Origin of the sequence: Zhenpiania hominis, from assembly GCF_014333425.1 — a bacterium.
GTDB classification, from domain to species: domain Bacteria; phylum Bacillota; class Clostridia; order Peptostreptococcales; family Anaerovoracaceae; genus Hominibacterium; species Hominibacterium hominis.
Window position 1 is genome coordinate 93183 of sequence record NZ_JACRYT010000010.1, and the last position, 16145, is coordinate 109327.

Here is a 16145-nt window from a genome sequence, read left to right on the forward strand (position 1 = left end):
GAGTAGGGGAGATGAAAAGAAAGGGAGGTGGCTTGATGTCGCTTATTCGCTAATTTAAGGACAATAAAAAATCTTTATTCTCATTCGGAATTGATGATGAGTTTTTTGTTGTACTTATTTTGCGGATAAAGGATTCAGGCTGGCTTTACTACATATACAGGCAGTTTCTATTTGTGTGCAAAACAAGTCGCGGATAACTCAGAAGAACGGGTTATCTTTTTTTATTGTCCTTTTTCATGTAAGTAATTTCAATCGAACTGGAGAAAGGATAAATATTATGTATGAAACGAAGAAATGGAAATCAAAATTCTTTATTGTTGCCTTCGGACAAGCAATTTCCCTGTTAGGGAGCCACGGTGTCCAATTCGCGCTGATCTGGTGGCTGGCGGAGAAAACATCATCCCCGTTAATGCTTGGAATATCCGGGCTTGTGGCATATTTGCCCATGACGCTTTTCAGTCCTGTCGCGGGAATCGCCGCGGATCGGCTGAACCGGAAAATCATCTGCATTGTTTCCGATCTGTCAATGGGCATCCTGGCCGCTGTTTATGCCGGTCTGCTGTTTTTCTTTGATCTGCCTGTATGGACCGTATTTATTATGCTGTGCGCCAGAGGCATCGGAAATACCTTTCAGCAGCCGGCAATCCAATCTATCATTCCGCAGCTGGTTCCATCGGATCAGCTTGTAAAAACAAATGGTTGGATGCAGCTGATGAACGCCGGCTCCTTCTTCCTGGGGCCTGTAATTGGAGCTTCCCTTTACGCGGCTTTTCCAATGTCAGTAGTTTTGATCAGCGACATAATCGGAGCTGCTTTGGCCAGCGCGGCGCTGGCTGTTGTGAAAGTTCCTGAGTTAGAGAAACACCAGCTGGAACAAGAACCTATAGCGCGGCAGTTGAAAGAAGGATTCACTGTCTTTCAGGCAGATTCGAAACTCTTTTATCTGGTGCTTGGAGAAGCTTTGTGCATGTTCTTTTACGCGCCGCTGTCGTCTTTTTATCCGCTGATGACCAGCGACTATTTTAATCTTTCCGCAATGTACGGAAGCGCTGTAGAACTTGCTTTTGCCCTTGGAATGATGATATCTTCACTGATGTTCTCAAGTGTGCTGAAGATAAAAAGAAAGATCCGGACCTCTTTTATCGGATTGTTTGGAATGGGAATTTCAGCGGCAGTCTGTGGTCTGATACCGCCAACTTATTGGGGATGGTTTTTCTTCGCCGCTGCCTGCGTATGTCTCGGCGCGTCGGGAAATATCCATTCCATTCCCTTAACCGCGTATATTCAGGAAACCGTTGCTCCGGAAAGAATGGGAAGGGCCTTTTCCGTGCTTACCTTGATTTCCTCTGTAACAATGCCTGTAGGTTTACTGGCGGCGAGCCCTGTCGCGGAAAAAGTCGGTGTAAATGTCTGGTTTTTTCTGTCTGGCGCCATTATGATAATTATTACAAGTATCCTGATATGGTACAGTAAAATGAAAAGGAGGCATCCCTGAACATCGTCGAAATCAAGGAAATCAGAACTCCCTGCCTGATTGTTCTGGAAGATGAAGAAAACTGCTCTGTGGGTTTCATGGGCGTTGAGAATCAGAAGCTTGAAATGCTGTTTCTTTCACCTGAAAAAAGGCAGCCCCTTTCGCCTCTTTTATCAACAAATCAAAAATTCTTAGGTTTGTTACTAATTTTTCAAGGCTCCCAGGGCGTGAAAAAAGGAGAAGTCACAGATCAGCCTGAAATTTCCCGTAAATCTCAAATCCACAGGGCGAAAACGTTGAAATTCTGGAAACAAATTGCGGAAAATAAAAATTGTTGATAAAACTACTGATTCTTTTTCATGGCAATTTCCATTAGGCGAGTTGCTTCATCTGCCAGAAATAATGGGATATTTAACAAATCGTCGTCGAGTTTGAGATTATTCAAAGAAAATCGAACACGCAAGTTTATTTTATCTCCAAATTTTTCTTTGTATTTCTTAAGACTCCTGGCTTCTGTATTTGCATCCGCTTTTACCTCCACAGGAATAATTTCATTTTCCATTTGGATAATAAAGTCTACTTCATACGGCGGATTATTCTGTGACCAGTAGCGCGGAGTTACTTCCAGTTGATTAACCAAAGATTCCAGCACATAATTTTCAGAAAGCGCACCTTTAAATTCTGTAAAAAGTCGGTTTCCCTCACCAAAAGCAGTGGGAGATAACATGGACAAACGGCGCAGCAGGCCCACATCTGCCATGTAAATCTTAAAAGCCGACAGATCATCATAGGCGGCAAGCGGCAGTCCGGGCGCTGTACTCCGATAAATTTTTTTTACCAGATTAGCGTCTACCAACCATTGAAGGGCATCTTCATATTCACGCGCTCTGGCGCCTTCTTTTACCACTTTATATAAAAATTTTTTATTTTCTCTGGCAAGCTGGGAAGGAATAGAATTCCAAATCATTGAGATTTTAGGGAATTCTTTTACATTCGGGTGCTTTGCAAAATCACGCTCATACGCATTTAGTATATTAAAAAGAGCGTTCTGCATGGCTTCTACATCTCTTTCTTCGGTCCACAGTGCCACGGATTCCGGCATTCCTCCTGTTACATAATACATTTTCAGTTTTTCACACAGGGGATTAAAAAATGCCTTCGGAATCGGTTCCAGCGTTTCCATTGTATTCAAATACTGATATAGATTCTGATCTCCGTTTGCAACTAAAAATTCATGGAATGTCATCGGATTCATCTGCATAAAATCTACTTTTCCTACTGGAAAAGAGGAAGGCTTAGCTAAAGCGATTCCCAGAAGCGATCCTGCACAGGCGATATGATACTGGGGGGCATTTTCGCAGAAATATTTCATAGAATTAATCACTTGCGGACAATCCTGCACTTCATCAAAAATGATCAGAGTTTTTTCCGGAACTATTTTCTGACCACTTGCCAGGATCAGATTTTGCACAATACGCGTCACATCTTTTGTTGTTTCAAAAAACTGTTTGTATTCTTCGTTTTCATCAAAATTAAAATAAGCCGTATTCTCATAATACCGCCTGCCAAATTCTTTTAAAACCCATGTCTTTCCAACCTGCCGTACACCTTTTAAAATCAGAGGTTTTCGGTATTTGGAATTTTTCCATTTCAACATTTTTTCTAAAACAAACCGTTCCATCTCAAACCTCACTTTTTCTAATCTCTTTGTTATCTATTTTAACACAAAATCACATTTTTATAAATAATTTAGTGTATATGATCACATTTTTATTAAATATTATTTTATCGTGAACCTATTTTAACCGGATATTTTATCAACAAATCAAAAATTCCGAGATTTGTTACTATTTTTTCAAGGCTTCCAAAGTGCAGAAAAAGGGGAAAACGCAGATCAGCCCGAAATTTTCCAGAAATCTCAAATTCGCAGGGCGAAAACGTTGAAATTCTGGAAACAAATTTAAAAATGGGGAAATTGTTGATAAATTCTGTCCTATAGCGCTGATGAAAACAAATAAAAAATGTGGCTACGCCACTTTGGTGCAGATCATGACTTTCTGTCAAGGTCTGCACTTTTTCTTTGCACTGACGTACCTTTTCTTTTAAAATATAACTATGGAATCTAAAATCACCATCCGTGAAATACTTCAGGACCATTGGGAGTCCTTTACAAAAAAATATCCGGGTGACAAGATCCGCCCTGTGGTTCATTCAGAAGTCCAAAAAGTCATCTCCTGCGGCGATCCCTGTGGTGGCTTTGCCTTGTACTGCTGTCCTCACTGCGGCACTTACAGAATCGTCCCTTTCCGATGCCATTCGCGCTTCTGCAATACCTGCGGCGTTGCTTATCAGTCTCAAAGAGCGGAAGTGATTTCTTCCAAGCTTTTCAACTGCCATCACCGGCATATCGTCTTTACCATCGCCGAAGAACTCCGCCCATATTTCAGAAAGGATCGCAGTCTTCTTGACGTTCTCTTCCGCTCAGCTGCACAAACCATCTCCGATTGGCTCTATGAACAGAATCATTCCCGAAACTTCAAAGCCGGTATGATTTGCGGTCTTCATACATTTGGACGCGATCTCAAATGGAATCCTCATATCCATATGATTATTACCGAAGGAGCTCTTGACTGTAATGGAAAATGGAAGTCGATACGCTTTTTCCCATACACCATGCTCAGAAGCCGTTTTATGACCACATTGCTTTTCAATATGAAATCGGCTCTTGATCCCGATTCTTTCTCTCTGTCTGATTTCAATGCCCTCACAAACAGCCTCTACAAAACCAAACATAACGGTTTCTATGTGAATGCTCCTCCTGCTGACCTTGGCTCCACTGACGCCATTGTCCATTATGTCATCCGTTACATTGGAAGACCGGTTATGGCTCAATCCCGCATCCTTTCCTATGATGGAACGAATGTGACCTACTGGTATCAACGCCATGAGGATCAGGAAAAAGTTACGGTTACAGAAAGTGCCTGTGAATTCATTCAAAAACTCATCATCCATATCCCGGAAAAGAATTTCAATATGCTCCGTTACTATGGGCTTTATGCAAAAGGGCGCTCTGCCTTCCCTACTCTAATCCGGAAGCTTTCCGAGCCTGTCCGAAGGCTTAAAAAATCACTACTCAAATGGCGCTATGCTCTTGACATGGCTTTCGGCAAAGACCCTCTGGACTGCCCTTGCGGTCATACCATGAAATTTTCCGGTATTTATCATCCCTCTTGCTCTCCACATTCGCCTCCGTTTATGTTAGAATTTATTTGACTTCGATCCATGGAGGATAACACTATGACCGACAAACCCAATCTCCTTAATCCGGATGTTCCCCCTATACCGGATGATGGATATGACCGTTTGGGAGAGCACGGAAAATCCATCGTTCACTATATCATTGGTGATGAAGTTTTTACGGAAGCCGAGTTTGCACAGCGAAAGCGGCAGCAGTATATCCAGTCCCCTCCGGAAGGATTTACCTCGGATGAAATCCGTTCAATGCGTGATGATGAGATTCTTGATATGGATTACTTCTTAAATGAATAGCTTCCTCCACATCTTGAATGTGTCTTTTTGTGTGCCTGCATTTCCTTTGAATGTACTTGCTCCCATTTTATGGATATTTTTTGTTCTCTTTTTCAGATTGATATTTCCTATATAATAAAAAAAGAAGCATCGTCTTTTAACGATACTTCCCAAAGTTTTAAACACCAAGCCCAAGCCCGAAGTTTTCCTTTACCCGTTTCATGGTCTTTTCAGCGATGGCGTTTGCCCGCTGGGCGCCATCTTTCAAGATCTGAATCAGTTCGTCTGACTGGCGGATTTCATTAAAACGCTCTTTAATCGGAGCCAGAGCCTGAGTGGTAACTTCCACCAGATCCTTTTTAAAGTCACCGTAGCCGCATCCTTCATATTCTTTCTCAATATCAGGGATTTCCTTGCCGGAAAACGCGCTGTAGATATTCAGAAGATTGCTTACGCCCGGTTTATTTTCCGGATCAAAGCGTATACTTCCTTCGGAATCGGTTGTAGCCCGCATAATCGACTTCTTAATCTTCGAAGGTTCATCTAAAAGAGAAATCCGGCTGTAGATATTTTCCGCGCTCTTGCTCATTTTCTTAGATGGATCATCCAGAGCCATGATTCTGGCTCCGGCCTTTAAAAATCTTCCATCCGGAACCACAAAGGTCTTTTTATATTTATTATTGACACGTATAGCAATATCGCGGCAAAGCTCGATATGCTGTTTCTGATCGTTTCCTACAGGAACGATATCCGCGTCATACAGCAGAATATCGGCAGCCATCAGAATCGGGTAGGTGAAAAGCCCTGCCGGAGCGGACTCTTTTCCCTTACTCTTATCTTTAAACTGGGTCATTCTGGAAAGCTCGCCTGTATAGGAATTACAGGTGAGAACCCAGGAAAGCTCCGCATGGCCCGGTACATCGGATTGTACAAATACGATGGACTTTTTCGGATCAATTCCCACAGCCAGATACAGAGCTGCCACATCCAGCGTATGCTGTCTCAGTTCCTTTGGATTCTGCGGAACGGTAATCGAATGCATATCCACGATGCAGTAAATACATTCATTTTCTTCCTGCAGTTCTACAAACTGCCGGATCGCTCCGAGATAATTTCCGATATGAATATTTCCTGTGGGCTGAACGCCCGAAAAAACCCTTTTCATTTATTCGCCTCCTAGCACTGCGCTTCCTGCTGAAAACGCTTCTTAATATTTTTTTCCGCCCTCGAAATCGTCATCTGGGAAACGCCCAGCCTCTTGGCGATTTCCGCCTGGGATTTATTTTCCACAAACCGCTGTCTGAAAATATATTTGTTTGTATCGCTCAGTTCACCTAAAACCTTAGTGATCATTTCCTGATATTCCAGGCGATTAAACCCTTCATCTTCCATAGCGGCGTATTTCTCAAAAGCCGGCGCGTCCCCTTCTTCTCCGGATTCATCAAAGGTCTGATTGAGTGAAAAAGCGTTATAGGCCATTCCGCTCTCTGTCGCCTGCAGCACATCCTCTTCTGAAAATCCTGTGAATTCAGCGATTTCCGGAATGGTGGGATTTCTCTGGAGCCTGTTTGAAAGTTCTTCTCTGGCGGACTGAATCTTCCCCGCCATCTCTTTCATTCTGCGGGGCACCTTCACGCTCCATTCCTTATCCCGGAAATATTTTTTAATTTCACCGATAATCGTAGGTGTCGCGAAACTGGAAAACTCGTATCCCTTTGAGGGATCGAAACGTTCCACAGCAGAAATCAGAGCCATGGCTCCAACCTGGTAAAGATCGTCGTATTCCACGCCCTTATTTAAATACTTTCTGATTAAAATATCCACCATGTAAAGATAAGACTCTACGATTTCATTTCGGATCGAAACATCTCCCGTCTTTCTGTATTGGTCGAATAACTCCTGTTTCAGCATTTATTTTTCACCATTCTGATCTGATTTCCGTCCTCAGCCTTAACGATTTCCACCTCATCCATCAGAGATTTTATAATATAGATACCCAGATTGCCCTCGTTCGGGCAGTCCAGGCAGGGCTTTTTATACTTAGCAAGCCCGTGTTCACATGCTTTATCAGAAACTGTAATGATGATTTTATCTTCGTCGATCCGGCATTCGACTTCATAAAAATTGCTGAATCCGTCAAAGCCGTGGCATGTAATGTTTTTACATGCTTCTCCTACTGCAATTTCAATATCTTCAATGGCCTCTATATTAAAATTTGCTGTTCCCGCGGCCGACCCGACAGCCAGTTTAGCAATTTTTACATATTCGGGTCTTCCGGGTATCGAAAATCTGAGTAAATCACTCATTTACATTCTCCTATTCTGTCTTCATTTCGATCTGTCCGCTATCGCTGTTGTCACCGCCGCTTTTTTTCTCCTTCGAGCCGCTTTCCTCAACTTCGTCATCCTTTATAACCTTCGCGAGGGCAATGATATTGGCGTCTTCATCGACTTTCATAATCTTTACGCCCTGAGTAGCCCGTCCAAGTACAGAGACTTCTTTCGCTTCGATACGGATAATAATTCCCTCTGAATTAATCAGCAGGATCTCATCGTCCTCATTTACAACCATAGCTCCTACCAGCTCACCGGTCTTTTTGAACTTTGTCTTATCGTAGGTGAGGAGTCCTTTGCCGCCTCTTACCTGAATCTTATATTCATCAACCGGCGTTCTCTTACCATATCCGTTGGTAGTCACGACCAGAAGCTCCTGATGAGGCTGTACCAGTTCCATGGAAACGACCTCGTCATCGCCTTCCAGCTTAATAGCTCTCACGCCTCCCGCGATTCGTCCCATCGGTCTTACATCGTCTTCCGAGAAACAAATGCACTTGCCGTGTTTTGTAACAATAATCACATTATCCGTACCGGTTGTCTCTTTGATATCCACCAGCTGATCGCCTTCTTTTAAGTTGATCGCTAAAAGTCCAGTCTTTCTGCTGGTATCAAAACTCGACAGCGCCGTCTTTTTAATGGTTCCGTTCTTTGTAACCGCCATCAGATATTTATCTTCCGAGAAATCCTGAATCGGAATTACCGCGGTAATCCGCTCTCTCTGCATCAAATTCAGGAAGTTGACAGCCGGCGTTCCCTTGGCCGTCCTTGTAGCTTCCGGAATCTCATAAGCCTTGATCTTATGGGCTTTTCCCGTATTTGTAAAGAACATCAGATAATCATGGGTCGATGTCATAATCAGATTCTTTACAAAGTCGTTTTCTCTTGTTGTCAGTCCGGTGATCCCTTTTCCGCCTCTTCTCTGAGTCTTATAGGTATCTGCCGGAATCCTCTTCAGGTATCCCAGATGGGTCAGAGTAACGACAACCTGTTTTTCCTGGATCAGATCTTCCTCGTCAATCTCCTTAGCGTCCGCCACGATTTTGGTTCTTCTGGCGTCCTTGTATTTTTCCTTGATTTCCAGAAGCTCGTCGCGGATTACGCCCATCATCTTGTCGTCATCGGCCAACAGTTCCTTGTAGTAGGCGATTTTTTTCTGTAATTCCGCGTATTCATCTTCAATTTTTTCCCGTTCCAGTCCCTGCAGACGGGCAAGTCTCATGTCCAGAATCGCCTGAGCCTGAATTTCGGAAAGGCCGAACCGCTCCATCAGCTTTTCTTTGGCGTCGTTGTAACTGGAACGAATGATGCGGATGATTTCGTCAATATTATCCAGAGCAATGCGCAGACCTTCTAAAATATGAGCTCTTGCTTCCGCTTTTTTCAAATCATATTTGGTTCTTCTGGTTACTACATCAAACTGATGCTTCAAGTATTCGTCCAGAATCTCATACAGGTTCAGGATCTTCGGCTGCCCGTTCACCAGGGCGATCATAATCACGCTGTAGCTTTCCTGCAGCTGCGTATGTTTGTAGAGCCGGTTCAAAATGATCTGCGGATTGGCGTCTTTTTTCAGTTCAATGACAATCCGCATACCGCCTCTGCTGGAGGATTCATCCCGTATATCGGAAATACCTTCCACCCGTTTGTCCTTCACCAGTTCGGCGATTTTTTCGATCAGTCTGGCTTTATTCACCTGATAAGGGATTTCCGTTACGATAATCTGGGATTTTCCGCGGTTTGTCTCTTCAATTTCCGTCTTGGAACGAACGATCACCTTTCCCTGTCCGGTTTTATAGGCGTTTCTAATATTGTTCTTGCCCATAATAATAGCGCCGGTAGGGAAGTCCGGTCCCTTTATAATTTTTACCAGATCGTCGATGGTGCAATCCTTATCTTCGATCATTTTTACGGCAGCGTCAATCACCTCCGCCAGATTATGGGGAGGAATGGAGGTCGCCATGCCGACGGCGATACCATTGCTGCCGTTTACTAACAGATTGGGAATTCTGGAGGGGAGAACAACCGGTTCCTTTTCCTCTTCGTCAAAGTTCGGCATAAAGTCGACGGTTTCCTTTTCAATGTCCCGCAGCATCTGCAGGGCAAAGGGCGTCATTCTCGCTTCCGTATAACGCATAGCCGCGGCGCCGTGGCCGTCTACGGAGCCGAAGTTTCCATGGCCGTCCACCAGCATGTATCTTGTGGAGAAAGGCTGGGCCAACCTTACCATAGCGTCATAAATGGAACTGTCACCGTGAGGGTGGTATTTACCCATTACTTCGCCGACAATACGGGCCGATTTTTTATACGGCTTGTCCGGCGTAACGCCAAGGCCGCTCATTCCGTACAAGATTCTCCTGTGTACCGGTTTTAATCCGTCCCGCACATCCGGAAGGGCTCTTCCTACGATTACGCTCATGGCGTAGTCGATGTAGGAATTCTTCATTTCCTTGTATATTTCATGCTGGATCAGCTTCTGATCCTCGATTAAGTTATCCACGTTTTACCCCCTTTTTAAATATCAAGAGTCGCGTAAGTCGCGTTTTCTTCAATGAATTTTCTTCTCGGCGGAACCTTATCGCCCATCAGAGTCGTAAAGATTTCATCCGCGGCGGCCACATCATCCAGGGTAATCTGGATCAGTGTCCTGGTTTCAAAATTCATTGTTGTTTCCCACAGCTGGTCTTCGTCCATTTCACCAAGACCTTTATATCTCTGAATTTCCGCTTTTCCAGGCTTTTCCGCAAGGGAAGCCAGCAGCTTTTCCTGCTCCGCGTCCGAATAGGTATAGTGAACTTCTTTTCCTTTTTTTACCTGGAACAGAGGCGGCTGGGCCGCGTAAACATATCCGCCTTCGATCAGAGGCGTCATATACCGATAGAAGAAGGTGAGAAGCAGAGTCCGGATATGGGCTCCGTCCACGTCCGCATCGGTCATGATGATAATTTTATGATATCTCAGCTTTTCCAGGTTAAAATCATCGCCGATTCCGCAGCCAAAAGCGGTAATCATATTTTTAATTTCATCCGAATTTAAGATCTTATCCAATCTTGCTTTTTCTACGTTGAGGATCTTACCTCTCAGAGGCAGGATCGCCTGGCGCTTTCTATCTCTTCCGTTAATCGCGGTACCGCCGGCGGAATCTCCCTCTACCAGAAAGATTTCGGAAATAGAAGGATCTTTTTCCGAGCAGTCGGCAAGCTTTCCTGGAAGGGAAGTGCCGTCCAGAACGCCTTTTCTTCTCGTCAGTTCTCTCGCTTTTCTCGCCGCCTCTCTGGCACGGGCCGCCCGCAGGCATTTGTCCAGTATGATCCTGGCCTGCGCCGGATTTTCTTCTAAAAAGGCGGTCAGATTTTCATTGGTGGCAGTTTCCACAAAACCGCGCATCTCGCTGTTTCCCAGCTTGGTTTTGGTCTGTCCCTCAAACTGAGGCTCTGTCAGTTTTACGGAAATAATCGCGGTCAAACCTTCTCTTACGTCTTCGCCGGAAAGAGAGTCGTCGTTTTCTTTCAAAAATTTATTTTTCCTGGCGTAATCGTTCATAACTCTGGTAAGAGCGGTTTTAAACCCTACCATATGGGTTCCGCCTTCCGTCGTATTGATATTGTTGGCATAGGAAAGGATCAGCTCGTTGTAGCGATCCGTATACTGCATGGCAATTTCCACTTCCATGCCTTTTTTCTGCACTTCAAAATAAATAATATCTTTATGGAGCGGCTCCTTATTTTTATTTTGGTGTACCACAAACTCGCGGATTCCGCCCTCATAATGAAATACTTCTTCCCGCTCTTTTCCTTCCCGCTCGTCTTTCAGCGTGATTTTAATGCCTTTATTCAGGAATGCCATCTCACGGAGTCGGTATTCCAGGGTTCCGTAATCAAATTCTGTATCATCAAAGATCTCCGGATCCGGCCAGAAAGTCGATTTGGAACCGGTATGCTTTGAAGTTCCGATTTCGGTAAGCGGAGATGTCGTCTTTCCTCTTTCGTAAGTCTGCTTGTATACTTTGCCGTTTCTGCGGATCTCCACTTCCATATGGGTGGAAAGGGCGTTTACAACGGACGCGCCTACACCGTGCAGACCTCCGGATACCTTGTATCCTCCGCCGCCGAATTTTCCGCCGGCGTGAAGAACCGTATGAATTACCTCTACCGCGGGAATCCCCAGTTTCGGGTGTTTATCCACAGGCATTCCCCGTCCGTCGTCTTCCACAACAATGGAGTTGTCCTTCTGGATCGTTACGCCGATGGTGCTGCAGTAGCCGGCCAGAGCCTCGTCCACACTGTTATCGACAATTTCGTAAACCAGATGGTGAAGCCCCCTGGGCCCCGTACTTCCTATATACATACCGGGTCTTTTCCGAACCGGCTCTAATCCTTCAAGCACCTGAATCTGCTCAGCATTATACTGCTGCTGGTTAACATCTGCGCTCATTAATCGATTCACCTCTCTACCTTTTGTTTCATTAAAATATGGTTAAACCCATAGATAATATATTATACATCAAAAACGCACCTTTTACAAGTTTTAGTGCGTTTTGGACATTTTTTATATTTTTTGTATAAAAACAGGCTATATGGCGAAAATAAAGCTTCTCAGCCTGTTTTTAATATCAGAGCATACTTTTTTCTTTTTCAGATACAATCATTCCATCTTTTATCTGAAAATATTTAATATTTCCCAGACGTTGTTCCGCCTCCCCAGATAGTTCCGTCGTTGTAAGAAAAACCTGAGTTTTCTCAAGGGATCGGATCAAATAATTCTGACGCTCCTGATCCAGTTCTGACAATACATCGTCTAACAGCAATACGGGACTTTCTCCCGTCTCTTCTTTAATCAATTCAATCTCTGAAAGCTTGAGGGAAAGGGCCGCTGTCCTCTGCTGTCCCTGAGATCCGAAACTGCGAATATCAATATGTCCGATTTGGAGTCTCAAATCATCTTTATGTGGTCCGCTTCCGCTTGTTCCTCGTCTCTTATCTTTTTCTCTATTTTTTTTCAATTCCTCATAAAACAGAGCCGGTTGATTGCCTGAGACTTTGATATTTGGCTCATAGGAAACTTCCAGCTGCTCTTTGCCGTTTGTTATTTCCCGATGAATTCGTCCGCTGATTTTATTTATTTTACGCACAAATTCTTCTCTGCAAGAAAGGATCCTGCTTCCGTATTCAGCCATTTTATTGTCCCAGATATCCAATATGTCATCTGTCATATTGGGGTTTCCCATATAAAATTCTTTCAAGCACGCGTTTCTCTGCATCAGAGCTTTCCGGTACTGGCTCAGGCTGTTATAGTAGGACGGCTTTATCTGGCACAGCTCCCGATCCATAAATTTTCTCCGTTTTTCAGGTTCATCCTTGACGATTCTAAGATCTTCCGGAGAAAAAGCAACGATATATACATTTTCAAAAAGCTGAGACAGTTTCTTTGCTTTCACCCCGTCTATCTTGATCCCTTTTTTTCCATCTCGGTTCACTGCCAACTCTACTACCAGATCGTTGTCATCTTTAAAGGCCACGAGACGGATCCGGAAAAATTCCTTTCCGAACCGGATCATGTCCTTATCTTTGTTTGTCCGAAAGGATCTTCCCATAGACGTCAAAAAAATGCTCTCCAGCAGATTTGTTTTTCCCTGCGCGTTCTGCCCGATAAAAATATTTACGTTTGGATGAAATTCGGTTTTCAATTCCTTATAGTTCCGAAAATCTTTCAGTTCTATCTGTTTAATATACATAATTAGTAATTAGATGAAATTCTTACCGGAAGGATCAGATATTCAAACTGATCACCCTCAATTGGTTTTACCAGGCACGGGGTTGTACTGGTGTTAAATTCCATCAAGAGTTTTTCATCATCAACAGCCTTCAGAACATCCATAACATATTTGGAGTTAAATCCAATTTCCAGATCTTCTCCTGTTTTTTCCATAATCAGTTCTTCAATTACATTTCCTTCCTCTGATCGGGAAGTGATGGTCAGAAGGTTATTTTTAATGATCAATTTAATCAAATTATTCTTTCCTTCTTTTGCGAGGAGTGACGCCCTTTCGATACTCTCTAAAAGAGCCGGCCGATCTATGATCACTTTTGTCTGATTAACGGTTGGTATAATATCCTTATATTTGATAAATTCGCCTTCCAAAAGCCGGATAATAATTTTGGTGTTTTCTGCAAAAATAACCGCTTTTTTACCACTAAACATAATTTTTGTGTCACTTTCATCTTCCGCTTCGGAGATGATTTTATTTACTTCATTGAGAATTTTAGCGGAAACTACGATTTTGCGGTTTTCCGTATTTTTCATTTCTTCTCTTGCTACTGCCATGCGGAATCCGTCAAGAGCTACCATATTCACGCCATCCGGTTCGATCTCCATAAGAACTCCGACAATGATACCTTTTGATTCGTCAATGCTGGCCGCGAATGATGTTTTACGAATCATGTTTTTGAAAATTTCCGTATCAAAGGAAATGGTGGCAAAATCGTCTTCTATATCATTGATATTCGGAAATTCATCCGCTTCCAGTCCTACAATTGTAAATTCGGAATAGGATGTTTTTATAAGAGCAGTATTATTTTCTTTTTCTTCAATCAATATATCTTCGTTTGGCAGCTTCCGAATAATATCGCTGAAGAGCTTTGATAAAACTACGATTTCTCCTTCTTCTTCTACATTGACGTCCATTTTCTTTTCTATACTCAAATCCAGATCCGATGCGGAAAGAGTCAGGGTACCGTCTGAAGAAGCCTTCATAAGAATTCCTTTTAGGATTGGAAGCGTTGTTCTGGAAGTAACGGCTTTTGAAACAGTGTTTAGTGCTTTTGTTAATGTTTGCTGGCTGCAAGTAAATTTCATTGTAATTTCCTCCAATTAACTGGCTCGAAGCTCTTATTATTATATATAGTTTTTAGTAGTAATAGTAGTAGGGGCTGTGCATAGTGTTAATAACCGGCATGCCCGTTTATTTTTGAACAAAAGTTGTTCTTAAAAATCTGTTGATAATTTGTTTTTTTTGTTCACTTCTTATGTGTACAATTATTTCCCATTAATCTCATCGCGCAGTTGATCTACGATCTCCGCGGTAGAAGGATTGGATTTTATCTCCGCGGAAATTTTCTCATAAGCATGAAGGGCTGTCGTATGATCACGTCCGCCGAAAACCTCTCCTATTTTAGGCAGGGATGTATCCGTCAGTTCTCTGCAGAGATACATGGCAATTTGTCTTGGATAAGCCAGATTTCTTGTCCTTTTTGAAGATTCGATATCCGCTATTTTGATATTGAAGTGTTTGCACACAATTTTTTTTATGGATTCGCAGGATATTTTTAAATCACCGGCAGGCAGAATATCCTTGAGAATTTCACGTGCGAATTTGACCGTAATATCTTTGCCCATGGTTTGGGAAAAGGCTGTGATACGGATGTAAGCTCCTTCCAGCTCACGAATGTTAAATTTGACTTTTTCGGCAATCAGGCTGATGACATCCAACAGTCCATCTGTCAGCTCCAGATTATCGAGTTCCGCTTTTTTTCTGAGGATCGCTACTCTGGTTTCATAATCCGGCGGCTGGATATCAGCGATCATATTCCACTGAAAACGGGAAGTCAGCCGATCTTCCAGTTTTGTAAGTTTATTTGGCGCGCGATCGCTGGAGATGATGATCTGCTTGTTCATATCATAAAGGGTATTGAAGGTGTGGAAAAATTCTTCCTGTGTTGCTTCTTTTCCTTCAATAAATTGAATATCGTCTATCAGCAGGACATCTACATTACGGTATTTATTTTTGAACGCGCGCATCTTCGTTTTTTTATTGTCCTCAAGAGAACGGATCAGTTCATTTGTGAACATTTCCGAGGAAACATAGAGTACTTTTTTTTCCGGATAATTTTCCATGATATAGTGCCCAATGGCGTGCATCAGATGGGTTTTCCCCAAGCCGGAACCTCCATAAATGAAAAGAGGATTATAGGCTACAGAAGGGGATTTTGCTACCGCGAAAGCCGCGGAGTAGGCATATTTATTGTTGTTGCCAACTACAAAGTTGTCAAAATTATAGCGGGGATTAAAATATACTTCATCTTTTAAAATGTTATTAACAGGTTCCACAGGCTTGTTTTCTTTGGGGATATCCATGGAAATCTGCAGTTTTTCAGGAGTTTCTGAATTTGTAGTTTCTATTTTTTCCACATTATCCTGTGGAAAAGTAACAGAGGATGGAACCTCAGCCGCAATGGAAGATTCTAGATCATCCTCATCTTCTTCCATCAGTTGGACGATGATACGATAACGTTCTCCAATGACTTGCTCCGCTTTATCGTGAAGCGTCTGTTCATAGCGCTGCTTTATGACACCTAAGGTAAATTCATCCGGTATTTCCAAATATAATATTTTTAACTGTTCATCGATGTTTTTTGGAATAATGGGAAGAAACCAGGTTCGGTAACTTGTTTCTGTAAGTGTTTCTTTTAAAAGCGCCAGTATATCTTCCCAAATTTTATTAATATCTTTCATTTTTTATTATCCTAATTTAAAATGTATGTATTCTGTTATGGTTTTCTTTATCATATCAGAAAAGTTATCCACAAACAATGGAAATTTAATTTCCTTGCAAAAAGAATTTTTTATAAACTTATCCACTACCTGTGGATAAAGTTGTGCAAAGTTTAAACATGTTGAAAACTTCAGTTTTTTTGTCAAGCATTTTTGAAAATGTCCCAAAAAATCTTTAAGATAGGCCCCGATGGATTCGGGGCTTATCTTTTATGAGAGATTATGCTCCGTGATAATTAAAATATTGACAGCAGGAACCC

The 16145-nt window shown here is 42.7% G+C and carries 13 protein-coding genes; 4 read left to right on the forward strand and 9 right to left on the reverse strand.

From position 1 onward, the window contains the following. Positions 1 to 277: 277 nt before the first annotated feature. The gene (locus H9L42_RS10210; protein WP_187303304.1) at positions 278 to 1495 is read left to right on the forward strand and encodes an MFS transporter; all 1218 of its coding nucleotides are present in this window, start codon (positions 278 to 280) and stop codon (positions 1493 to 1495) included. Positions 1496 to 1563: 68 nt separating this feature from the next. After that, positions 1564 to 1812, forward strand: a complete 249-nt coding sequence (locus H9L42_RS10215) for a hypothetical protein (protein ID WP_187303305.1) — start codon at positions 1564 to 1566, stop codon at positions 1810 to 1812. A gap of 5 nt (positions 1813 to 1817) precedes the next feature. On the opposite strand, the gene H9L42_RS10220 is transcribed toward H9L42_RS10215, so the two are convergent. Then, a complete protein-coding gene (locus tag H9L42_RS10220) occupies positions 1818 to 3167 on the reverse strand; it encodes an ATP-binding protein (RefSeq protein ID WP_465270658.1) in 1350 nt (449 codons plus the stop codon). A 422-nt stretch (positions 3168 to 3589) separates the two neighbouring features. Here H9L42_RS10220 and H9L42_RS10225 point away from each other — a divergent pair, with 422 nt between their 5' ends. Continuing rightward, the gene (locus H9L42_RS10225; protein ID WP_187303306.1) at positions 3590 to 4747 is read left to right on the forward strand and encodes an IS91 family transposase; all 1158 of its coding nucleotides are present in this window, start codon (positions 3590 to 3592) and stop codon (positions 4745 to 4747) included. 24 nt (positions 4748 to 4771) lie between these two features. Beyond that, positions 4772 to 5023 carry a hypothetical protein gene (locus H9L42_RS10230; protein ID WP_187303321.1) on the forward strand — a complete coding sequence of 84 codons (252 nt, stop codon included), beginning with the start codon at positions 4772 to 4774 and terminating at the stop codon, positions 5021 to 5023. Between the two features lie 157 nt (positions 5024 to 5180). Here H9L42_RS10230 and trpS read toward each other — a convergent pair whose 3' ends face one another. From trpS to dnaA, 8 genes are all read right to left on the reverse strand, one after another. Continuing rightward, positions 5181 to 6167: a tryptophan--tRNA ligase gene (gene trpS / locus H9L42_RS10235; protein ID WP_187303307.1), complete on the reverse strand. Its 987-nt coding sequence runs from the start codon at positions 6165 to 6167 to the stop codon at positions 5181 to 5183. An 11-nt stretch (positions 6168 to 6178) separates the two neighbouring features. Then, positions 6179 to 6913 (reverse strand): SigB/SigF/SigG family RNA polymerase sigma factor, encoded by a 735-nt coding sequence (locus H9L42_RS10240; protein WP_187303308.1) that lies wholly within the window; start codon positions 6911 to 6913, stop codon positions 6179 to 6181. Continuing rightward, on the reverse strand, positions 6907 to 7308 hold the full coding sequence (locus H9L42_RS10245) for an ATP-binding protein (RefSeq protein ID WP_187303309.1): 402 nt from the start codon (positions 7306 to 7308) through the stop codon (positions 6907 to 6909). Before H9L42_RS10245 ends, H9L42_RS10240 begins: the two co-directional genes overlap by 7 nt. A gap of 10 nt (positions 7309 to 7318) precedes the next feature. Then, positions 7319 to 9835, reverse strand: coding sequence for a DNA gyrase subunit A (gene gyrA / locus H9L42_RS10250; RefSeq protein WP_187303310.1), 2517 nt, complete (start codon positions 9833 to 9835; stop codon positions 7319 to 7321). A gap of 14 nt (positions 9836 to 9849) precedes the next feature. Continuing rightward, positions 9850 to 11769: a DNA topoisomerase (ATP-hydrolyzing) subunit B gene (gene gyrB, locus H9L42_RS10255; protein WP_187303311.1), complete on the reverse strand. Its 1920-nt coding sequence runs from the start codon at positions 11767 to 11769 to the stop codon at positions 9850 to 9852. A 178-nt stretch (positions 11770 to 11947) separates the two neighbouring features. After that, a complete protein-coding gene (gene recF / locus H9L42_RS10260; RefSeq protein WP_187303312.1) occupies positions 11948 to 13069 on the reverse strand; it encodes a DNA replication/repair protein RecF in 1122 nt (373 codons plus the stop codon). Between the two features lie 2 nt (positions 13070 to 13071). After that, a complete protein-coding gene (dnaN, locus tag H9L42_RS10265; protein ID WP_187303313.1) occupies positions 13072 to 14190 on the reverse strand; it encodes a DNA polymerase III subunit beta in 1119 nt (372 codons plus the stop codon). Positions 14191 to 14370: 180 nt separating this feature from the next. Next, positions 14371 to 15846 carry a chromosomal replication initiator protein DnaA gene (gene dnaA / locus H9L42_RS10270; protein ID WP_187303314.1) on the reverse strand — a complete coding sequence of 492 codons (1476 nt, stop codon included), beginning with the start codon at positions 15844 to 15846 and terminating at the stop codon, positions 14371 to 14373. Positions 15847 to 16145 lie beyond the last annotated feature (299 nt).

Coding starts and splice junctions, on each gene's coding strand:
- H9L42_RS10210 (WP_187303304.1), top strand. CDS start 278: ATGTATGAAACGAAGAAATGGAAATCAAAATTCTTTATTGTTGCCTTC.
- H9L42_RS10225 (WP_187303306.1), top strand. CDS start 3,590: ATGGAATCTAAAATCACCATCCGTGAAATACTTCAGGACCATTGGGAG.
- H9L42_RS10230 (WP_187303321.1), top strand. CDS start 4,772: ATGACCGACAAACCCAATCTCCTTAATCCGGATGTTCCCCCTATACCG.
- trpS (WP_187303307.1), bottom strand. CDS start 6,167: ATGAAAAGGGTTTTTTCGGGCGTTCAGCCCACAGGAAATATTCATATC.
- H9L42_RS10240 (WP_187303308.1), bottom strand. CDS start 6,913: ATGCTGAAACAGGAGTTATTCGACCAATACAGAAAGACGGGAGATGTT.
- H9L42_RS10245 (WP_187303309.1), bottom strand. CDS start 7,308: ATGAGTGATTTACTCAGATTTTCGATACCCGGAAGACCCGAATATGTA.
- gyrB (WP_187303311.1), bottom strand. CDS start 11,769: ATGAGCGCAGATGTTAACCAGCAGCAGTATAATGCTGAGCAGATTCAG.
- recF (WP_187303312.1), bottom strand. CDS start 13,069: ATGTATATTAAACAGATAGAACTGAAAGATTTTCGGAACTATAAGGAA.
- dnaN (WP_187303313.1), bottom strand. CDS start 14,190: ATGAAATTTACTTGCAGCCAGCAAACATTAACAAAAGCACTAAACACT.
- dnaA (WP_187303314.1), bottom strand. CDS start 15,846: ATGAAAGATATTAATAAAATTTGGGAAGATATACTGGCGCTTTTAAAA.